The sequence below is a fragment of the Ensifer sp. R-19 genome (genome assembly GCF_049905105.1).
Lineage (GTDB): Bacteria > Pseudomonadota > Alphaproteobacteria > Rhizobiales > Rhizobiaceae > Ensifer.
In genome coordinates this window covers 1,382,446-1,397,355 of record NZ_CP184570.1, presented here as the reverse complement: position 1 = coordinate 1,397,355, position 14,910 = coordinate 1,382,446, and the positions used below count along the sequence as shown (strand labels likewise).

Sequence of the window (14,910 nt, the reverse complement as noted above, 5' to 3'; positions counted from 1 at the left end):
TCATCCTCCGTAATGAATGGCCGAAAAGGCGCCGGCCTCGAGCGCCGTTGCGATGACGGCGGCAAGGTCGAGCGAGGGATACTGGCTTGCTGCTTCCGTTGCCGCCGTGGCCAGGGGAACGCCAGACAGCAACCGGACGAGCAGAATGTCGGCTCCGGGTGTGAGGTTGCGGACAGCCACCTCCAGTTCCGGGCGGGTGATCAGCGCGCTTTCCGGCGCCAAGGTCTCGATGCGGTCGACCGGTCCGCTCGCCCGGTTGACGGCAAAGATGGTCACGGCCGGATAGTCGGAACGGACGATCCGGGTCGCCGGGTGCGCCTCGAAGACGGCGTCGCCGAGCCGGTTCGGCGGAACGGCGGCGAGAGCATCGGGCGTCAGCGCCGGCCTATCGGCGGCGTGATAGGCATCGAGCCAGGCGCGTTCGATCCGCGCCACATCGGCAAGCCAGGGCATCGATTGCCCGTACTCATAGCGGGCAATGAAATCGGGAAAGTCCCGGCCGTACTCGAAGAGCAGCGGCGAGGTCGGTGGCGTTTCTCGCACATGAAAACGCGCCATGGCGCGAAAGAAGGTTTCGCCGGTGATACGCTCAGTCGCCGGAAAGGTCGCCGCCAGCGCCTCGATCAGGCTGACGGTGACGTTGTTGCGGTAGACGTTGAAGCGCTTGACCGCCGCCTTGCCGTTCGGGCCGGAGACCAGCGCCGGCGTCTGCTGTTCCGGATCAAGAAGCGGCGGCACGAAGCGGGCGACATAACTGCCGGCGGCGCCAACGGGCGCGGTGGGTATTCTGCTAGGCGCTTGCACGGAACTTCTCCCGTGACGTCACCTGCGCATGGCGGTCGAGGATCCGTTGTGCGGCCGTGGCCTCGCGCTTCAGCACCGGCCAGTCGGGAATGGCGCTGTCCCATTCGATCAGCGTCGGGATGGGGCCGGTCCGGGCGATGACCAGCTCATAGAGTTTCCAGACGGCATCGGCGACCGGCCCGTTATGGCTGTCGATCAGCAACAACTCGCCCTCGTCGTCCTGCTGTTCCGCATGCCCGGCGAGATGGATCTCACCGACATGCTTCAGCGGAAAGTCCCCGAGATAGTCGAGCGCGGAGTAACCCTGGTTGGTGGCCGAGACGAAGACGTTGTTGACGTCGAGCAGCAGCCCGCAACCGGTGCGTCTTACCAGTTCGCGAATGAACGCCGTCTCGTTCATCGTCGATTCCCGGAAGGTGACATAGGTTGAGGGATTTTCGAGCAGCAGCCGGCGGCCGATCGTCTCCTGGACCTCGTCGATATGATCGGCGACGCGAGCGGCGGTCGCCTCGGTGTAGGGCAGCGGCAAGAGGTCGTTGTAGAAGGTGGTTTCGTGGGTCGACCAAGCGAGATGCTCGGAGACGAGGGCCGGTTCGTAGCGTTCGATCAGGTCCTTGAACCGGGCGAGATGCGTCTGGTCCAGCGGTTGCGGCCCGCCGATCGACATGCAGACGCCGTGCAGCGAGACTGGAAAGTCCTCGCGGATCCGGGCAAGTGCTGCATGCGGCGCGCCCCCGGCACCCATGTAGTTTTCCGCGTGAACCTCGAAGAAACCGCCCGGCGCATCGTCGGCAAGGATCGCCGGCAGGTGCTGGTGCTTGAAGCTGGTTCCCGCCAGCCCGACGATTCCATGTTTCGGCAGACGCTGGCTCACCAAGGCAAACCGGCCGCCGTATCCTGTTGAAGTGCTCATCGCCAATCCTGTTCCATGCCCGTGTGGGGTTCGGTGGCGGGCGATTGCATGCCTTGGCTCACCACCGTTTGGTGAACGTCCGTGCGGAACGGGAAGCGGTTGCCCGCTCCCGTTCAGCTCTGTGATGGATCAGGACGGCATGTCGCGGGCGAGCGGCTGCGGCGAACCCTTGCGGCCGTCAGGCAATTCCATGGTTGTGCAGGTACCGCCATCGACGAACTTCCAGGCGTTGCCCTGATAGTCGACCGTGGACGTGGCCTGGCAGGTCGTGCCCGGTCCGGCGGCGCAATCGTTGTGACCCTTGAGGGCGACGCCGAAGCACTTTTCCTTGCCCGCATCCATCGCGCTCTTGACCTGTGCTTCGGTGAGCGGTGCCGCGGTCGCGAGCGTCGACAGGGCGGCGGCAACCGCGCTTGCGAGCATTGCGCTGCTGATCGTGGACTTCATGGACATCATTCTATCTCCGTGTTGAACTCATCCCGTGCGTCCTGTCTCAGGCGCACATCAGGTCTTTCGTCGCGGAGACAGGGGACGTTACATAACGTTGGCAACACGCTTTCGTGATGCGTTCGCGAGCGGTCACGATGATGTCAGCCGGCTTGACAGCGCTGCCCATGCGAATTTGGGATGAGTGTGTAACAAACGCCTGGAATCAGCGAATGGGGAGGAAAGGCGCGGGTGAGCGGCGCGGACGACGAACATCTCGCAAGACTGCTTCGCCAGGCCGTGGCCGGTGACGAGAAGGCCTATGGCGACTTCCTGCGCGATGCAGCGCCTGTGATCCGCGGTTGGGCGCGGCGGTGGACCGTGGGCGGCGGCGTCGATGCGGAGGATATCGTCCAGGAGGCGCTGCTGGCGGTGCACGTCAAGCGTCATACCTGGCGAGACGATGCGCCTGTTATCCCTTGGCTCCATGCGATCGCCAGGCACAAATTCGTCGATGCCGTCCGGCGGCAGGCCCGCCGCCCGACGGTGGGCATCGAGGAATATGAAGAAACTCTTGCGAGCGTCGAAACCGAAAAGGCTCGCGATTGGGAGATCGGCCGGGCGCTGGAGGGCCTCGCACCCGGGCAACGGTCGGTCGTCAACGCGATCTCGATCGAAGGCTGCACGGTCGCCGAAACGGCGCAGAGACTGGATATGAACGAAACGGCGGTTCGCGTGGCGCTTCACCGCGGCCTTGCGGCAATCGCCCGCCGATTTGGACGAAGCTGACATGGACACGAACGATCTCATCAAGGCTCTTGCAGCGGATACCCGGCGGCCCGGATTGTCCATGAACACCGTGTGGCTGGGCGCCGCAAGCGGGGCGCTCGTGCTCGCCGGGCTCGTCTTCTTCATGATGCTCGGGCCGCGGCCGGATATCGCCGCCGCTGTCGAGACGCTGCGCTTCCTGTTCAAGTTCGTGGTCACCATTGCGTTGGCGGCGGCGGCCTTTGCCGCGATGCGGGTCGCCGCCTGGCCCGAAGCCGAGTTGCGCAAGCTGCTGCCCTATCTCTGCATTGCGCCGGTTCTGGTGCTCGTTGGTGTCGCGCTGGAGCTGATCGCCCTGCCGTCTGATACTTGGGCTGCAAAACTGATCGGCACCAACAGCCTGCTTTGCCTGACCTTCATTCCTCTGATCGGCTTGGCGCCCCTTGCGCTCTTCCTGCTGGCGCTGCGCCACGGCGCACCATCGCGGCCGGCGTTTTCCGGTGCGCTGGCGGGGCTTGCCGCCGGAGGCATCGCTGCGACATTCTATGCGGCCCACTGCCCCGATGACTCGCCGCTCTTCGTTGCGACCTGGTACACGATCGCGGTCCTTGGCCTGACGCTGCTTGGAGCCATTGGCGCGCGTTTGGCCGTCCGCTGGTAGCAGCGCCGGCCAGCCTCCGATCGGGCCGAAGCGGTGGCGCAAACAAAAAAGGCCGGCAAGGCCGACCTTTTCCCGTTCGCTGCGTCACACTGCCAGTACATCCGTGGTCAGCGTTTTCGCGCGAGCCGTGCCGGGAGCCTTCGGTTATCCCTCGGGCTCCACGGGCAATCCGTTGACGTCTATGTGTGGTGCCGCCGTAAGAGTTTCAAGCCCCCGTCTGGAAACCTGACAAGCTACGGGGCACGGCTAGCAGTGAATGCTGACACCATGTTCGCGCAGCAAGGCGACGAGACGCCCGTCCGGCAATTCATCGGTCACAAGCGCATCGATATCGGCAAGCGAGGCAAGGCGCACCGGCGCGCGCCGGCCGAACTTGCTGCTGTCGACCGCCAGGATCACGCGCGCGGCTTGCTGCATGGCGGCCGAGACGGCGGCGACTTCGGCATGGTCGTCGTCGCCGACGTCGCGGTCCTGGTCTATGCCGCTGACGGAGATGATCGCGACGTCGAACTGCCGCGACCTTCGGCGTCAACTACACCGGGCAGATTGCGTCGGGCGTCTCCGACCACGGCGTCAACGCCAAGCTCAAGGTGAGCTTCTAAGGCTCACGCCGAGCATTGCAAGGGCTGACCTTGCTCGAGGATTGGAACGCCGCGCGGCAGGGCGCGGCGTTCTCGACGTTCGCGATCTGCGTCCAGCGACTGTTGCAAACCGGCCGCAGCCGCGACGATTGGCGCCATGGCAAGATTTCTGCACTTGGCGGTTGCGCCCGATTCGCCTATAGGTCGTCATCCGGCAACCAATCAGGGAGGTTTCAAAAGATGCCAGCTTTTTCTTTCTCCCTACGGGGCGGCGTACAGTTCTGAGCTGGACGCAGAAGGGCACCTTCGCCTTTCCGTCTTTTCCAGGTCGGAGTTCGTTTCGCTGACCATGGCCCTTCCTCCCCGGAGGACGCTGCCAAACCAATGATGCCGCATCGGAAGCTGGGTTCCTTTTTTCGGCATACTCCGTTTTAAATCAGTTTTGAGGCCGATGCACGGGCATCGGGCAATCGTTATGGCTTTTACTCGTTTCGATCTGCGCGGCGGTGCGTTCCGCAGCGTTCTTGGTTTTACTTGGGTCCATTGGAAGCGGCAGCCGCTGCGGATCAGCGTCATCCTTGGCATGGTTCTGCTGTCGACGCTCGCCGACGTCCTGACGCCGCTCTATTCCGGCCGGCTTGTCGACGCCATCGTCTCCGGTGGGGCAGCCGATCAGCTTGCCTGGAATGCGGCGATCGCGGCATTCTGGATGCTGATGGCGCTCTCGCTGGGCGCGATCATACTCAGGCACTTCACCTTCCTGGGCGTCACCGATCTGACGCTCAAAATGATGGCCGACATCGCGTCGGCAGCGTTCTACCGCATCCAGCGCTTTTCGACCGACTGGCACGCCAACAGCTTTGCCGGTTCGACGGTGCGCAAAGTGACGCGCGGCATGTGGGCACTCGACCTGTTGAACGACACGTTGCTGGTCGCGCTCTTCCCGTCCGTCGTGATGCTCGTCGGTTCGACGGTACTGATGTCGTTCTACTGGCCGATGATGGGCGTCATCATCGGCATCGGCTCGATCGTCTTCATCGTCGTGACGATCCTCCTGTCGCTTGGCTATGTCGCGCCGATGGCGAGCCTTGCCAACCGATGGGATACAAAACTCGGCGGTGCGCTGGCCGACGCGGTGAGCTGCAACATCGTCGTCAAGGGTTTCGGCGCCGAAGGCCGTGAGGACGCACGTCTTGCCAAGGTCCTTGCGAAGTGGCGGGACCGCACGCGCCGCACCTGGATACGTGGCACGACCAACGGCACGACGCAAGGGGCCATGCTGCTCATCCTGCGCGCGGCGGTGATCGGCTTTGCACTGCTATTATGGTCGCGCGGGCAGGCAACGGCCGGTGACATCACCTTCGTGCTCACCTCGTTCTTCATCCTGCAGGGTTACCTGCGTGAAGTCGGGCAGCATATCCGCAACCTGCAGCGCTCGATCAACGACATGGAGGAGCTCGTCGACATCCATGGCCAGCCGCTCGGCATTGAGGACAAGGCGGACGCCAAGCCGATCCGGATCACCGATGGTCGCATCGAGTTTAGGGATGTCACGTTCCACTACGGTGCACACCGCAAGCCGCTCTATGATCGGTTCTCGGTGACGATCCGGGAGGGCGAGCGCGTCGGTCTTGTCGGGCATTCGGGCTCGGGCAAGACGACCTTCGTCAAGCTGATCCAGCGTCTGCACGACCTGAAATCCGGGCAGATCCGGATCGACGGTCAGGACATCGCTTCGGTGGCGCAGACGTCGCTGCGTCAGCAGATCGCGATCGTCCAGCAGGAGCCAATCCTGTTCCATCGCTCTCTGGCGGAGAATATCGCCTATGCGCGACCGGACGCCACGCAGAGCGAGATCGAGAAGGCGGCGAAGCTCGCGAGCGCCCACGACTTCATCACGTCCCTGCCGAAGGGCTACGGCACACTGGTGGGCGAACGCGGGGTAAAGCTCTCGGGCGGCGAGCGGCAGCGCATCGCCATCGCCCGTGCGTTCCTGGCGGACGCACCGATCCTGATCCTCGACGAGGCGACCTCGAGCCTCGACTCGGAATCGGAGGTGCTGATCCAGCAGGCGATGGAGCGGCTGATGCTCGGACGCACGACGCTGGTGATCGCCCACCGGCTGTCGACGGTGCGGGCGCTCGACCGGCTGCTGGTGTTCGATCATGGGCGGATCGCCGAAGAGGGCACGCATGACGCGCTGATCCGCCTCGACGGCGGCATCTACCGCGGTCTCTTCGAGCGCCAGGCGCTGGAACTGACCAAGGGTCTGGTGCTGAACGACCAGTAAGCCGCCCCTGTTGAAGGCGCCTTCAAGTCCTTTCGCCGCGCGCCTTTACCGGGTGCGGCGAAAGTCTATCGATCTATCGGCTGAGCCAGCGGTCGATGCCGCGGGCGGCGGCACGGCCGGTGGCGAAGCAGGCGGTCAGCAAATAGCCCCCGGTCGGCGCTTCCCAGTCGATCATCTCTCCCGCAACGAAGGTGCCGGGCAGTGCCTTCAGCATGTAGCTTTCGTCGATCGAATCCCACTGAACTCCGCCTGCCGAAGAGATAGCTTCGGCGATCGGCCGCGGGCGCAACAGCGGTATCGGCAGCGCCCTGATCAAGGCAGCGAGATCAGGTGGACCCATCCGGGCGGCTCCGGGCGCCAGTTCGCGCAACAGGGAGGCCTTCACGCCTTCGAGCCCGGCTCCCTTGCGCAGGCGGTTTGAGAAGCTGGTCTTGCTGTCGAGGCGGCCAAGGTCCTTTTCCAGTCTCGCAACGCTTCTTCCCGGCGTGAGATCGACCACCAGGTCGGCCTCTTCGCCGCGCGCCAGCCGATCTCTGAGGGCGGCCGCATGGGCGTAGACAAGGCTGCCTTCGATGCCGTTCCTCGAAACGACGAATTCACCAGGAACCGTCCCGGCCGCGGATGTGGCGGTGACACCCTTGAGGGCGGCACCCGAGAAGCGGTCGCGGAAGGTTTCGCTCCAGTTGACGTCGAAGCCGCTATTGGCGGGTTGGAAACTGGCGACGGCCACACCTTTCTCCTGCAGCCAAGGGAGCCAGCCGGCGTCCGATCCGAGGCGGGGATAGCTCGCGCCGCCGAGTGCGAGCAATGTCGCATCGGCACTCACAAGCTTTTTGCCATCAGGTGTGTCGAAGGCGAGCTCGTTGCCCTCAAAGCCTGTCCAACGATGTCGGGTCAGGGTCCGGACCCCACGACCTTCCAGCGATTTGAGCCAAGCGCGCAGCAACGGCGACGCCTTCATGACCTCCGGAAACACACGCCCCGACGAGCCGACGAAGGTTTCGGTTCCGAGATCTGCCGCCCATTGCCTTATCTCGTCGGGCGTGAAGGCATCGAGCGCCGCGCGCAGCCGCGGCGAGGCGTCACCGAAGCGTTCGGCAAAGACGGCGTAGGGTTCGGCATGGGTAATGTTCAGGCCGGATTTTCCGGCGAGCAGGAACTTGCGCGCGACCGTTGGCATGTTGTCGTAGACGGTGATCGCGTGGCCGCGCTCCGCCAACCCCTGCGCCGCCATCAGCCCGCTTGGCCCGCCGCCCACAATGGCGATGTTCTTTTGTCCCATGCGCTTGCCCGGTCACAGATTCCATGTCGCCGCACTCTTGGCCCGGCGGCGCGCGGCGCGCAACCCCGCGCGACGTGCGCTCAGCGGCGATTGGAAGCGTTGAGCTTCCGCTCGAGCCAGAGGCTGTAGCGCGAACCGGTGAAGCAGATTGCGAAATAGACCAGCGCCGCAAAGATATAGGCCTCGCTGTAGAAGCCGAGCCAGATCGGGTCGGTCGCCGAAGTCTTGGCGGCATTCAGGAGATCGTAGATGCCGATGACGGCGAGCAGCGAGGTGTTGAGCACGATGCCGATCGAGAGGTTGACGATTGCCGGGATGACGGCAATGAGCGCCTGCGGCAGCACGACCAGCCGCAGCATCTGGATCCGGCTGAGGCCAAGGGATAAGGCCGCCTCCTTCTGCCCGGAGGGGATCACCTGCAGGCCGGCGCGGATGACTTCGGCGAGATAAGCCGAGAAGAACAGGGTAACGCCGATCTGGGCGCGCAGCAGCTTGTCGATGGCAGCACCGCTTGGCAGCGCCATCGGCACGATCAGCATGGCGACATAGAGAACGGCGATCATCGGCACGCCGCGTAGCACCTCGATGAAGGCAATTGCCAGGCACCGCACGATGCCCATGTCCGATTGGCGGGCAAGCGCCAGCAGCAGCGCGATCGGGAAGGCGAAGGCGAGGCCGGCGATCGAGACGGTGAGCGTGATCGGCAATCCGCCCCAATGATTGGTCGACACCGGTTCCATGCCGGCTGTGCCCGCCATCAGCAGCCAGATCACGACAAGGGCCAGCAGCCAGACCGGTACCAGGCGGAAGCTCCAGAAGCGGGGAAGGGCAGAGACCGTGAGCAGCGCCGTGATGAGAGTGAGCACCAACGCCGGTCGCCATTGCAGCGGGGGCGGAAAGAAGGCGAAGAGCATGAATCGAAACTTGGCACCGACGAAGGCCCAGCAGGCGCCGGCCGTCTCTGTTGCGCAATCGGCCGACGTGCCGGACCACACGGCATCGACGACGGCCCAGCGGAAAAAGGGAAGTGCGAGCCAGAGCATCGCCGCGAGCGTGGCAAGCGTGACGAGGCCATTGGCCCAGCCGCTGAAGAGGCCGTCGCGCCAACGGTGCCAGTCGGGCGCGACGGGCGGCGCAAGTTCGATCTGGCTCATCGCTTTCCTTCCTCGCGCAGAACCACGCGGCGGTTGTAGAGGTTCATGACGGCCGAAACCGCAAGGCTGATGGTCAGGTAGACGGCGGCGATGATAATGATCGCCTCCAGCGCCTGTCCTGTCGTATTCGCCGTCGTGTTGGCGACGCTGACGAGGTCCGGGTAGCCGATCGCGACCGCGAGGCTTGAATTCTTGGTCAGATCCAGGAAGCTGGAAATCATTAGCGGCGTAATCACCCGAAGCGCCTGCGGCAGCACGACGAGGCGCAGGATCTGAGCGGGTTTCAGCCCGAGCGCCCGGGCCGCCTCCCATTGACCCGATTTTACCGACTGGATGCCGCTGCGCACGATCTCGGAGATCGAGGCCGAGGCATTGACGACGAGGCCGATCAGCAGGGCTGCGAACTCGGGTGTCAGCGACAGGCCGCCGCGAATGTTGAAGCCGCCCTTGGCGGGGATTTCGACAGAGGCCGCGAAACCTAGGGAGGTGAGGGTGAGGTAGCAGAGGGCAAGCGCCCCGAGCGCAGCACCGGCCGACTTCGGCAGATAGAAGGCTGAGCCTGCAAACAGGCGACGGCACAGGACGAGCGCGGCGAGGACAGCCAGCACCACCACCGAAAGCCAGACCACCGCTGGCAAGCCTTCGACCGAAAGCGAGGGAAGATAGACGCCACGATTGCTGAGATAGATGCTGCCGAGGAAAGAATAGGCGCCGCGCGGCGGCGGCAGCGCGTGGATGATGGCGCTCCAGAGAAAGAGTTGCAGCAACAACGGCGTGTTGCGCAAAAGCTCGACATAGGAGTGAACGAAGCTGGCCAGCAGCAGGTTGCCCGAGAGTCGCGCGATGCCGAGCGCAACGCCGAGCACGGTTGCAAGCAGGCAGCCGACGACCGCGACCTTGATCGTGTTGGCAATGCCGGCGCCAAGCGCGCGGGCATAGCTGTCGCCGGCGGAATAGGAGAGCAGACTCTCGCCGATCTCGAAGTTCGCCTGGTGAGAGAGAAAGGCGAAGCCCGGCGTCAGCCCCATGCGGTGCATGCTGTCGGCGGTGTTCTGACCCAGGAATGCGAAGAGCAGGAGCACGACGACGAAAAGCAGGCCTTGCAGCAGTGGCAGCGGCCCGATCCAGGTGCGCAGCCGCGAGACAGGTCCGGGCCCCGAAGGGCCCGGTCGGCTATGGCGTGTCATGGGAAAAACCATGAAGCGGCTCAGCGGAACGGCGGCGAGTAGAGGAGGCCGCCCGCGGTCCAAGGCTGGTTGTAGCCGCGTTCGAAGTTAAGGGCCGTGCCCTTGCCGACGTTGCGCTCGAAGATTTCGCCGTAATTGCCGACGGTCTTGACGATGTTGTAGGCGAACTTCGGATCAAGGCCGATCGCTTCCCCAAGCGAGGGATCGACGCCGAGGAAGCGTTTGATCGCAGGGTCCTCGCTCTTCAGGAACGTATCGACATTGTCCTTGGTGATGCCGAATTCCTCGGCCTGGATCGTCGCATAGACGGTCCAGTTGACGATTTCGAGCCACTGGTCGTCACCGGCGCGAATTGCCGGCGCCAGCGGTTCCTTCGACAGACGCTCCGGCAGAAGCACGTAATCGTCGGGCTTCGAAAGCTGCGTGCGCTTAGCGGCAAGGTCGGTCGCGTCCTGGGTGAGCGCATCGACACGGCCGCTGTCGAGCGCCTTCAGGAACTCGCCGGTTTCTTCGATCGTGACCGGCGTGAAGGCCTTGCCCGTCTTGCGGAAGAAGTCGGCGATGTTGAGCTCGCCGGTCGTGCCGCTCTGGACGCCGATGGTCGCGCCGTCGAGTTCCTCGCCCTTGCTGACGCCAAGATCCTTGCGAACCAGCAGGCCCTGGCCATCGTAGAAAACGACAGGACCGAAATGGAAGCCAAGCTTGAAGGCGCGGCTGACGGTCTGGGTCACGCCCGAAAGCAGGATGTCGAACTCTCCGGACTGCAGCGCCGGCAGGCGCTGCTGCGGCGAGGAGTTGGTGAACTCGACCTTTTCGGCGTCGTTGAAGACGGTGATCGCGATGGCGCGGCCGAAATCGACGAAGAAGCCCTGCCAGCGGCCGCTGCTATCGGGCGAGAAGAAACCCGGCGTGGTACCGACGCCGACCTTGATCACGCCGCGCGCCTTGATCTTGTCGAGCGTTTCGCCGGCAAGCGCTGACGTGGCGATGAGGCCGGCCGCCAGCGCTGCCGTCGCGGCAAAGGCTTTTGTGAAAAGTTTTCGGTGAGTGAAATGTCGCTGCATGAAGGCCCCCAAGCCATAAAGGAATGTCACTGCGCATCCACGGCAGAAGCGCCCGATGCGTGCTGAAATAATTAAATCTATAGAAATTATATAATAGGTATTTTTGTGCGAAATTGACGCGCGGCCCGAAACAGATTTCGCCGCCTCGTTTTCGCCGGGAACGTTTTTGACAAGCGGGTGGTTGGCTTGCGCGCGTGGCGCGCGGTCCGCTCGCCTGAAGCTGCGCGACCGGGCCTCCCGGTGCACTCCAGGGCTGTACCTCTTGTTGAGATCGGCGGAAGTTCCTAGGTTCCGCCGATCGATTGGTTTATCTCGTTGGCGATGCGGCTCTTTGCGGAAAAATGGTGGAAACGGGTAGGATGGGGCGCGCCGACATCGGTCGCCCTGCATCTCATCGTCGTTTTTCTGCTGTTGTTCGATCTGCCGCTCGAACTGCCGAAACCTCCGAAAGAGCAGACCGTCAACGTTGAGCTCGTTCCTCCCCCTGAGGCGAAGGAGGAGAAAAAGGCCGAACAGAAGAAGGCAGGGCCGAAAAAGGGCGAAGAGAAGAAGGCCGAGCAACCGAAGCCGCAAGCCAAGCCCAAGCCCCAACCGAAGCCAGAGCCGAAGTCGAAGCCGGAACCCAGGCCGGCGCAGCAGTTACCGCAGTCCTTCGCCTCCGCCATGGCCAAGACCAAGCAGGACAACAAGGAGGCCGAGCTGCCGCCGGCTGCACGGGACACGGTAAAAAAGACCGAAACGTCCGAGCCGGCAAAGGCGGTGGACGACAAGGCAAAGCCAGCGGACGAGCCGCCAAAGGTGCCCCCGGCGGAGAAGAAGGAACCGGTGAAAGAGCCGAAACCCCTGTCGGCTCTGGCTGTGCCCGCAAAGTCATCCGAGAACGCCACACAGAAGGCGGATGAAAAAGCCGCCTCGACGGTGGCCGAGGCGAAGCCTGAGCCAAAAGAAACGCCTCAGGCCAAGCCGCAGGAGGTCAAGTCGGAACAGGAGACCGCAAAGGCAAAGCCGGCCGATGCTGCGGCAAAGGTCGAACTCAAGCCGGTTCCGAGCAAGATGACCGAAGCAAAAGAACTGTACTCGGCAAAGTCGATTGCTGACCCGCGGGTGAAACAGGCGCTGATCAACCTGCCGGTCAAGAGGCGCATCCTGCAACTGTGCAATCTCGAGGCGCTGGAGCAGATCCGCAGCCAACGACCGGATACCCCGCCGGAAGGGCTGGTGCCCTTCGGACCGAAAGGCGGCTTCATCTCGAAGAACCGGATGGACGCGAGCGGCGGAGCCTATCAGAGCAAAGCGAATTGGTACGACGTCGATTTCAAATGCGTCGTCAATGAAGAGGCGACAGAAGTGACCTCCTTCAGCATCGCCATTGGCGACGCGGTGCCGAAGACAAGCTGGAGGGAGCGTCGTCTTCCCGGGAACTGATACTCCAGAGCGGATCCGGATGTTGACTTTTCTTGCCTGCCGAACCCCTTAAGGCCCGGCAGGCGCAGGTGCGAGTTGCCACTCCCGCCCTGATCTTGGTCGGCTACTCCGCAGCCTGCAGCGTCCGTTCGCGATAGACGGAGACCAGCGACGTGCCGAGCATTGCTGCGACCGCGGCGAAAAGGAAGACGCCTGCGGGTCCCTGAAGTTCGACGAGAAGGCCGCCGAGGATCGCGCCTGTGGAAATGGCGATCTGGAACGTCGTGAGCGTTGCTGCTCCCGCACCTTCGGCCTCGTCGCCGGCGGCGCGGCTCAGGAACGATTGCACACTGACCGGCAGCGCGCCGAACGCGAAGCCCCAGGCGGCCGTGGCAACAATGGCGACGGCGGGCAGTACGCCGGCAAGCGCCAGCGTCAGAGTGGTGACAGCGACGCCGGCTGCGGCCGACATCATCGACAGCCGCGTGCTGCGCTCGGCCAGGAACCCGCCGGCAATATTGCCGAAGAATCCGCCGATACCGAAGGCGAGCAGGATCGCCGTGATCGCCTCGACACCGAACTGCGGCACCTGCTCAAGGAACGGGCGAACATAGGTGAAGCCGGCAAAGTGACCCGTGACGACCAAGAGGATCGTCGCAAGGCCGAGCCGGATCGCCGGACGCTTCAGTACGTTGAGGATCGTGTTGAGGCCGGTCGTCCCGACAGGCGGAAGGCGGGGAACCGTCAGCGCCTGCACGATGAAGGTGACGATGCCGACGCCGGCAGCGAGCAGGAAGGCATAACGCCAGCCGAGCGTCGCGCCGATCCAGGCGCCGACCGGGGCCGCGCAGACCGTCGCGATCGACACACCCGACATGATGATCGCCATCGCCCGCGGCATCAGCCGGGCGGGAACGAGCCGCATGGCGAGCGCCAGCGACAGCGCCCAGAAGCCGCCGAGCCCGATGCCGAGCAGCAAGCGCGCGACAAGCAGCATCGGAAGACTTGAGGCAAAACCAGCGATCAGGCTCGAAATCACCAGAAGGGCGGTCAGGGTCAGAAGGACGTCCCGCCGGTCGAAGCGCCCGGTGTAGACGACGATCGCCGGACCGGCGATGGCCGCGACGACGGCCGTGGTGGTGACCGACTGACCGGCCGCGCCGACGGTGACGCCGAGATCGGCGGACATCGGCGTCAGAAGACTTGCCGGCAGAAATTCCGCCGTGACCAAGCCAAAAACCCCAAGCGACAGGGACACGACGGCCGCCCACAAGGGCTTTTCTCGCTCATCCGCATGTCCCGTGGGCTTGGCGACAATACCATCCATGACTTTCATCTCCATTGTGGTTCGGATGAAAATATGCATGGCCAACTGGAGTTTCTATGCTAGAAAATCCAAAACACTATGCCGTTTGTCCAAAGCTGGAGTGGTCCATGACTGATGCGCTCACTGACATCCTGCGCGGCCTGAGGCTCGACGGCGTGGAATATGGGCGTTGCCAACCCTGTGCGCCATGGGCAACCTCCTATCCCGCGCAGGAACCTGCCCGTTTTCATTTTCTCGCATCCGGTTCCGCCCATCTGCAAACGCCCGACGGCGCCTGGATGGAGCTTGCGCCGGGCGATGCCGTGCTGTTACCGCGCGGCGACGCCCATGTGCTTGCCAGCAAGCCCGGCCTTCCGGCGATCTCGATCCGCGACCTGCCGAAGCGGCAGCTTTGCGATGGCATCGTCGATGTGCAGTGCCCCAATTCGGACAGCCAGAACCTGTTGTTTTTCGCGGTGATGCAGTTCAACGTCGATCGGCTTCATCCTCTGCTGCAACTCATGCCATCGGTCATGCGCACCAGCGATCTCGCCTCGAGCGAACCGTCGATCCCGTCGCTGCTCGATACCATGACGCGTGAGGCGGCGATGCAACGCGTCGGCTCGGGCGGCATCCTGGCGCGGCTTGCCGACGTGTTGACTGCAACGATCATCCGCGCCTGGGTGGAGCATGGGTGCGGCACGGCGACCGGCTGGCTTGCCGCGGTCCGCCATCCGGAAGTCGGCCGCGTTCTCGCCGCCATCCATCTCGATCCGACCAAGGACTGGTCGGTGCCGGAATTGGCAAAGCTCATGGGCGCATCGCGCTCGGGTTTTGCCCAGCGCTTTGCCGATACGGTCGGCGAGACGCCGGCCCGCTACGTGGCGCGCATGCGCATGCACCAGGCGCATCAGTGGCTGCGTGAAGGAAAGCGCGTGGCCCATGTCGCCAACCGCCTCGGCTACGATTCCGAGGCCTCGTTCAGCCGCGCCTTCCGCAAGATCATGGGTGCACCGCCAAGTCATTCGCGAAGCCTCACCTCGGCGATGGAGCAGGCCGCTTCGTGACCT

The 14,910-nt window shown here is 63.9% G+C and carries 14 protein-coding genes; 5 read left to right on the top strand and 9 right to left on the bottom strand.

Annotation, left to right across the window (positions count from 1 at the left end):
- The 3 genes from ACN9MO_RS25715 to ACN9MO_RS25705 all read right to left on the bottom strand — a co-directional run bounded on the left by ACN9MO_RS25715 (position 1) and on the right by ACN9MO_RS25705 (position 2,170).
- Positions 1-804, bottom strand: coding sequence for an HvfC/BufC family peptide modification chaperone (locus tag ACN9MO_RS25715; RefSeq protein ID WP_375293106.1), 804 nt, complete (start codon positions 802-804; stop codon positions 1-3).
- Positions 791-1,717 (bottom strand): DUF692 domain-containing protein, encoded by a 927-nt coding sequence (locus ACN9MO_RS25710; RefSeq protein WP_112994086.1) that lies wholly within the window; start codon positions 1,715-1,717, stop codon positions 791-793. The genes ACN9MO_RS25715 and ACN9MO_RS25710 overlap by 14 nt, the downstream gene beginning before the upstream one ends.
- A 129-nt stretch (positions 1,718-1,846) precedes the next feature.
- Complete coding sequence (locus ACN9MO_RS25705) at positions 1,847-2,170, bottom strand: BufA1 family periplasmic bufferin-type metallophore (RefSeq protein WP_058323170.1); 324 nt, start codon at positions 2,168-2,170, stop codon at positions 1,847-1,849.
- A gap of 225 nt (positions 2,171-2,395) precedes the next feature.
- On the opposite strand from ACN9MO_RS25705, the gene ACN9MO_RS25700 reads away from it, so the two are divergent.
- Together ACN9MO_RS25700 and ACN9MO_RS25695 are read left to right on the top strand one after the other, a co-directional pair.
- A complete protein-coding gene (locus ACN9MO_RS25700; RefSeq protein ID WP_112994087.1) occupies positions 2,396-2,932 on the top strand; it encodes a sigma-70 family RNA polymerase sigma factor in 537 nt (178 codons plus the stop codon).
- A 1-nt stretch (position 2,933) separates the two neighbouring features.
- The gene (locus tag ACN9MO_RS25695; RefSeq protein WP_112994088.1) at positions 2,934-3,572 is read left to right on the top strand and encodes an NrsF family protein; all 639 of its coding nucleotides are present in this window, start codon (positions 2,934-2,936) and stop codon (positions 3,570-3,572) included.
- 246 nt (positions 3,573-3,818) lie between these two features.
- Here ACN9MO_RS25695 and ACN9MO_RS25690 read toward each other — a convergent pair whose 3' ends face one another.
- Positions 3,819-4,052: a hypothetical protein gene (locus ACN9MO_RS25690; RefSeq protein ID WP_425988235.1), complete on the bottom strand. Its 234-nt coding sequence runs from the start codon at positions 4,050-4,052 to the stop codon at positions 3,819-3,821.
- A gap of 576 nt (positions 4,053-4,628) precedes the next feature.
- Between ACN9MO_RS25690 and ACN9MO_RS25685 the strand changes: the two genes are divergently transcribed.
- A complete protein-coding gene (locus tag ACN9MO_RS25685) occupies positions 4,629-6,443 on the top strand; it encodes an ABC transporter ATP-binding protein (protein ID WP_112994089.1) in 1,815 nt (604 codons plus the stop codon).
- Between the two features lie 73 nt (positions 6,444-6,516).
- Here the strand turns inward: ACN9MO_RS25685 and ACN9MO_RS25680 are convergent, their stop codons facing one another.
- From ACN9MO_RS25680 to ACN9MO_RS25665, 4 genes are all read right to left on the bottom strand, one after another.
- Positions 6,517-7,725, bottom strand: coding sequence for a TIGR03862 family flavoprotein (locus ACN9MO_RS25680; RefSeq protein WP_057255471.1), 1,209 nt, complete (start codon positions 7,723-7,725; stop codon positions 6,517-6,519).
- A gap of 80 nt (positions 7,726-7,805) precedes the next feature.
- Positions 7,806-8,879, bottom strand: a complete 1,074-nt coding sequence (locus tag ACN9MO_RS25675; RefSeq protein WP_057255472.1) for an amino acid ABC transporter permease — start codon at positions 8,877-8,879, stop codon at positions 7,806-7,808.
- Positions 8,876-10,066: an amino acid ABC transporter permease gene (locus ACN9MO_RS25670; RefSeq protein ID WP_058327354.1), complete on the bottom strand. Its 1,191-nt coding sequence runs from the start codon at positions 10,064-10,066 to the stop codon at positions 8,876-8,878. The genes ACN9MO_RS25675 and ACN9MO_RS25670 overlap by 4 nt, the downstream gene beginning before the upstream one ends.
- Positions 10,067-10,086: 20 nt before the next feature.
- Positions 10,087-11,130 carry an amino acid ABC transporter substrate-binding protein gene (locus ACN9MO_RS25665; RefSeq protein ID WP_057255473.1) on the bottom strand — a complete coding sequence of 348 codons (1,044 nt, stop codon included), beginning with the start codon at positions 11,128-11,130 and terminating at the stop codon, positions 10,087-10,089.
- Positions 11,131-11,451: 321 nt separating this feature from the next.
- Between ACN9MO_RS25665 and ACN9MO_RS25660 the strand changes: the two genes are divergently transcribed.
- Positions 11,452-12,555: a DUF930 domain-containing protein gene (locus tag ACN9MO_RS25660; protein WP_063891504.1), complete on the top strand. Its 1,104-nt coding sequence runs from the start codon at positions 11,452-11,454 to the stop codon at positions 12,553-12,555.
- 103 nt (positions 12,556-12,658) lie between these two features.
- On the opposite strand, the gene ACN9MO_RS25655 is transcribed toward ACN9MO_RS25660, so the two are convergent.
- Entirely contained in the window at positions 12,659-13,861 is a 1,203-nt protein-coding gene (locus ACN9MO_RS25655; protein ID WP_113480189.1) for an MFS transporter, read from the bottom strand.
- Positions 13,862-13,968: 107 nt separating this feature from the next.
- Between ACN9MO_RS25655 and ACN9MO_RS25650 the strand changes: the two genes are divergently transcribed.
- The gene (locus ACN9MO_RS25650) at positions 13,969-14,907 is read left to right on the top strand and encodes an AraC family transcriptional regulator (protein WP_112994090.1); all 939 of its coding nucleotides are present in this window, start codon (positions 13,969-13,971) and stop codon (positions 14,905-14,907) included.
- The last annotated feature ends 3 nt before the right edge of the window (positions 14,908-14,910 follow it).

Bases quoted from the DNA above. Each gene is read 5' to 3' on its own strand.
- ACN9MO_RS25710 (WP_112994086.1), bottom strand. From the start codon at position 1,717: ATGAGCACTTCAACAGGATACGGCGGCCGGTTTGCCTTGGTGAGCCAG.
- ACN9MO_RS25705 (WP_058323170.1), bottom strand. From the start codon at position 2,170: ATGTCCATGAAGTCCACGATCAGCAGCGCAATGCTCGCAAGCGCGGTT.
- ACN9MO_RS25695 (WP_112994088.1), top strand. From the start codon at position 2,934: ATGGACACGAACGATCTCATCAAGGCTCTTGCAGCGGATACCCGGCGG.
- ACN9MO_RS25685 (WP_112994089.1), top strand. From the start codon at position 4,629: ATGGCTTTTACTCGTTTCGATCTGCGCGGCGGTGCGTTCCGCAGCGTT.
- ACN9MO_RS25680 (WP_057255471.1), bottom strand. From the start codon at position 7,725: ATGGGACAAAAGAACATCGCCATTGTGGGCGGCGGGCCAAGCGGGCTG.
- ACN9MO_RS25675 (WP_057255472.1), bottom strand. From the start codon at position 8,879: ATGAGCCAGATCGAACTTGCGCCGCCCGTCGCGCCCGACTGGCACCGT.
- ACN9MO_RS25670 (WP_058327354.1), bottom strand. From the start codon at position 10,066: ATGACACGCCATAGCCGACCGGGCCCTTCGGGGCCCGGACCTGTCTCG.
- ACN9MO_RS25665 (WP_057255473.1), bottom strand. From the start codon at position 11,130: ATGCAGCGACATTTCACTCACCGAAAACTTTTCACAAAAGCCTTTGCC.
- ACN9MO_RS25660 (WP_063891504.1), top strand. From the start codon at position 11,452: ATGCGGCTCTTTGCGGAAAAATGGTGGAAACGGGTAGGATGGGGCGCG.
- ACN9MO_RS25655 (WP_113480189.1), bottom strand. From the start codon at position 13,861: ATGGATGGTATTGTCGCCAAGCCCACGGGACATGCGGATGAGCGAGAA.
- ACN9MO_RS25650 (WP_112994090.1), top strand. From the start codon at position 13,969: ATGACTGATGCGCTCACTGACATCCTGCGCGGCCTGAGGCTCGACGGC.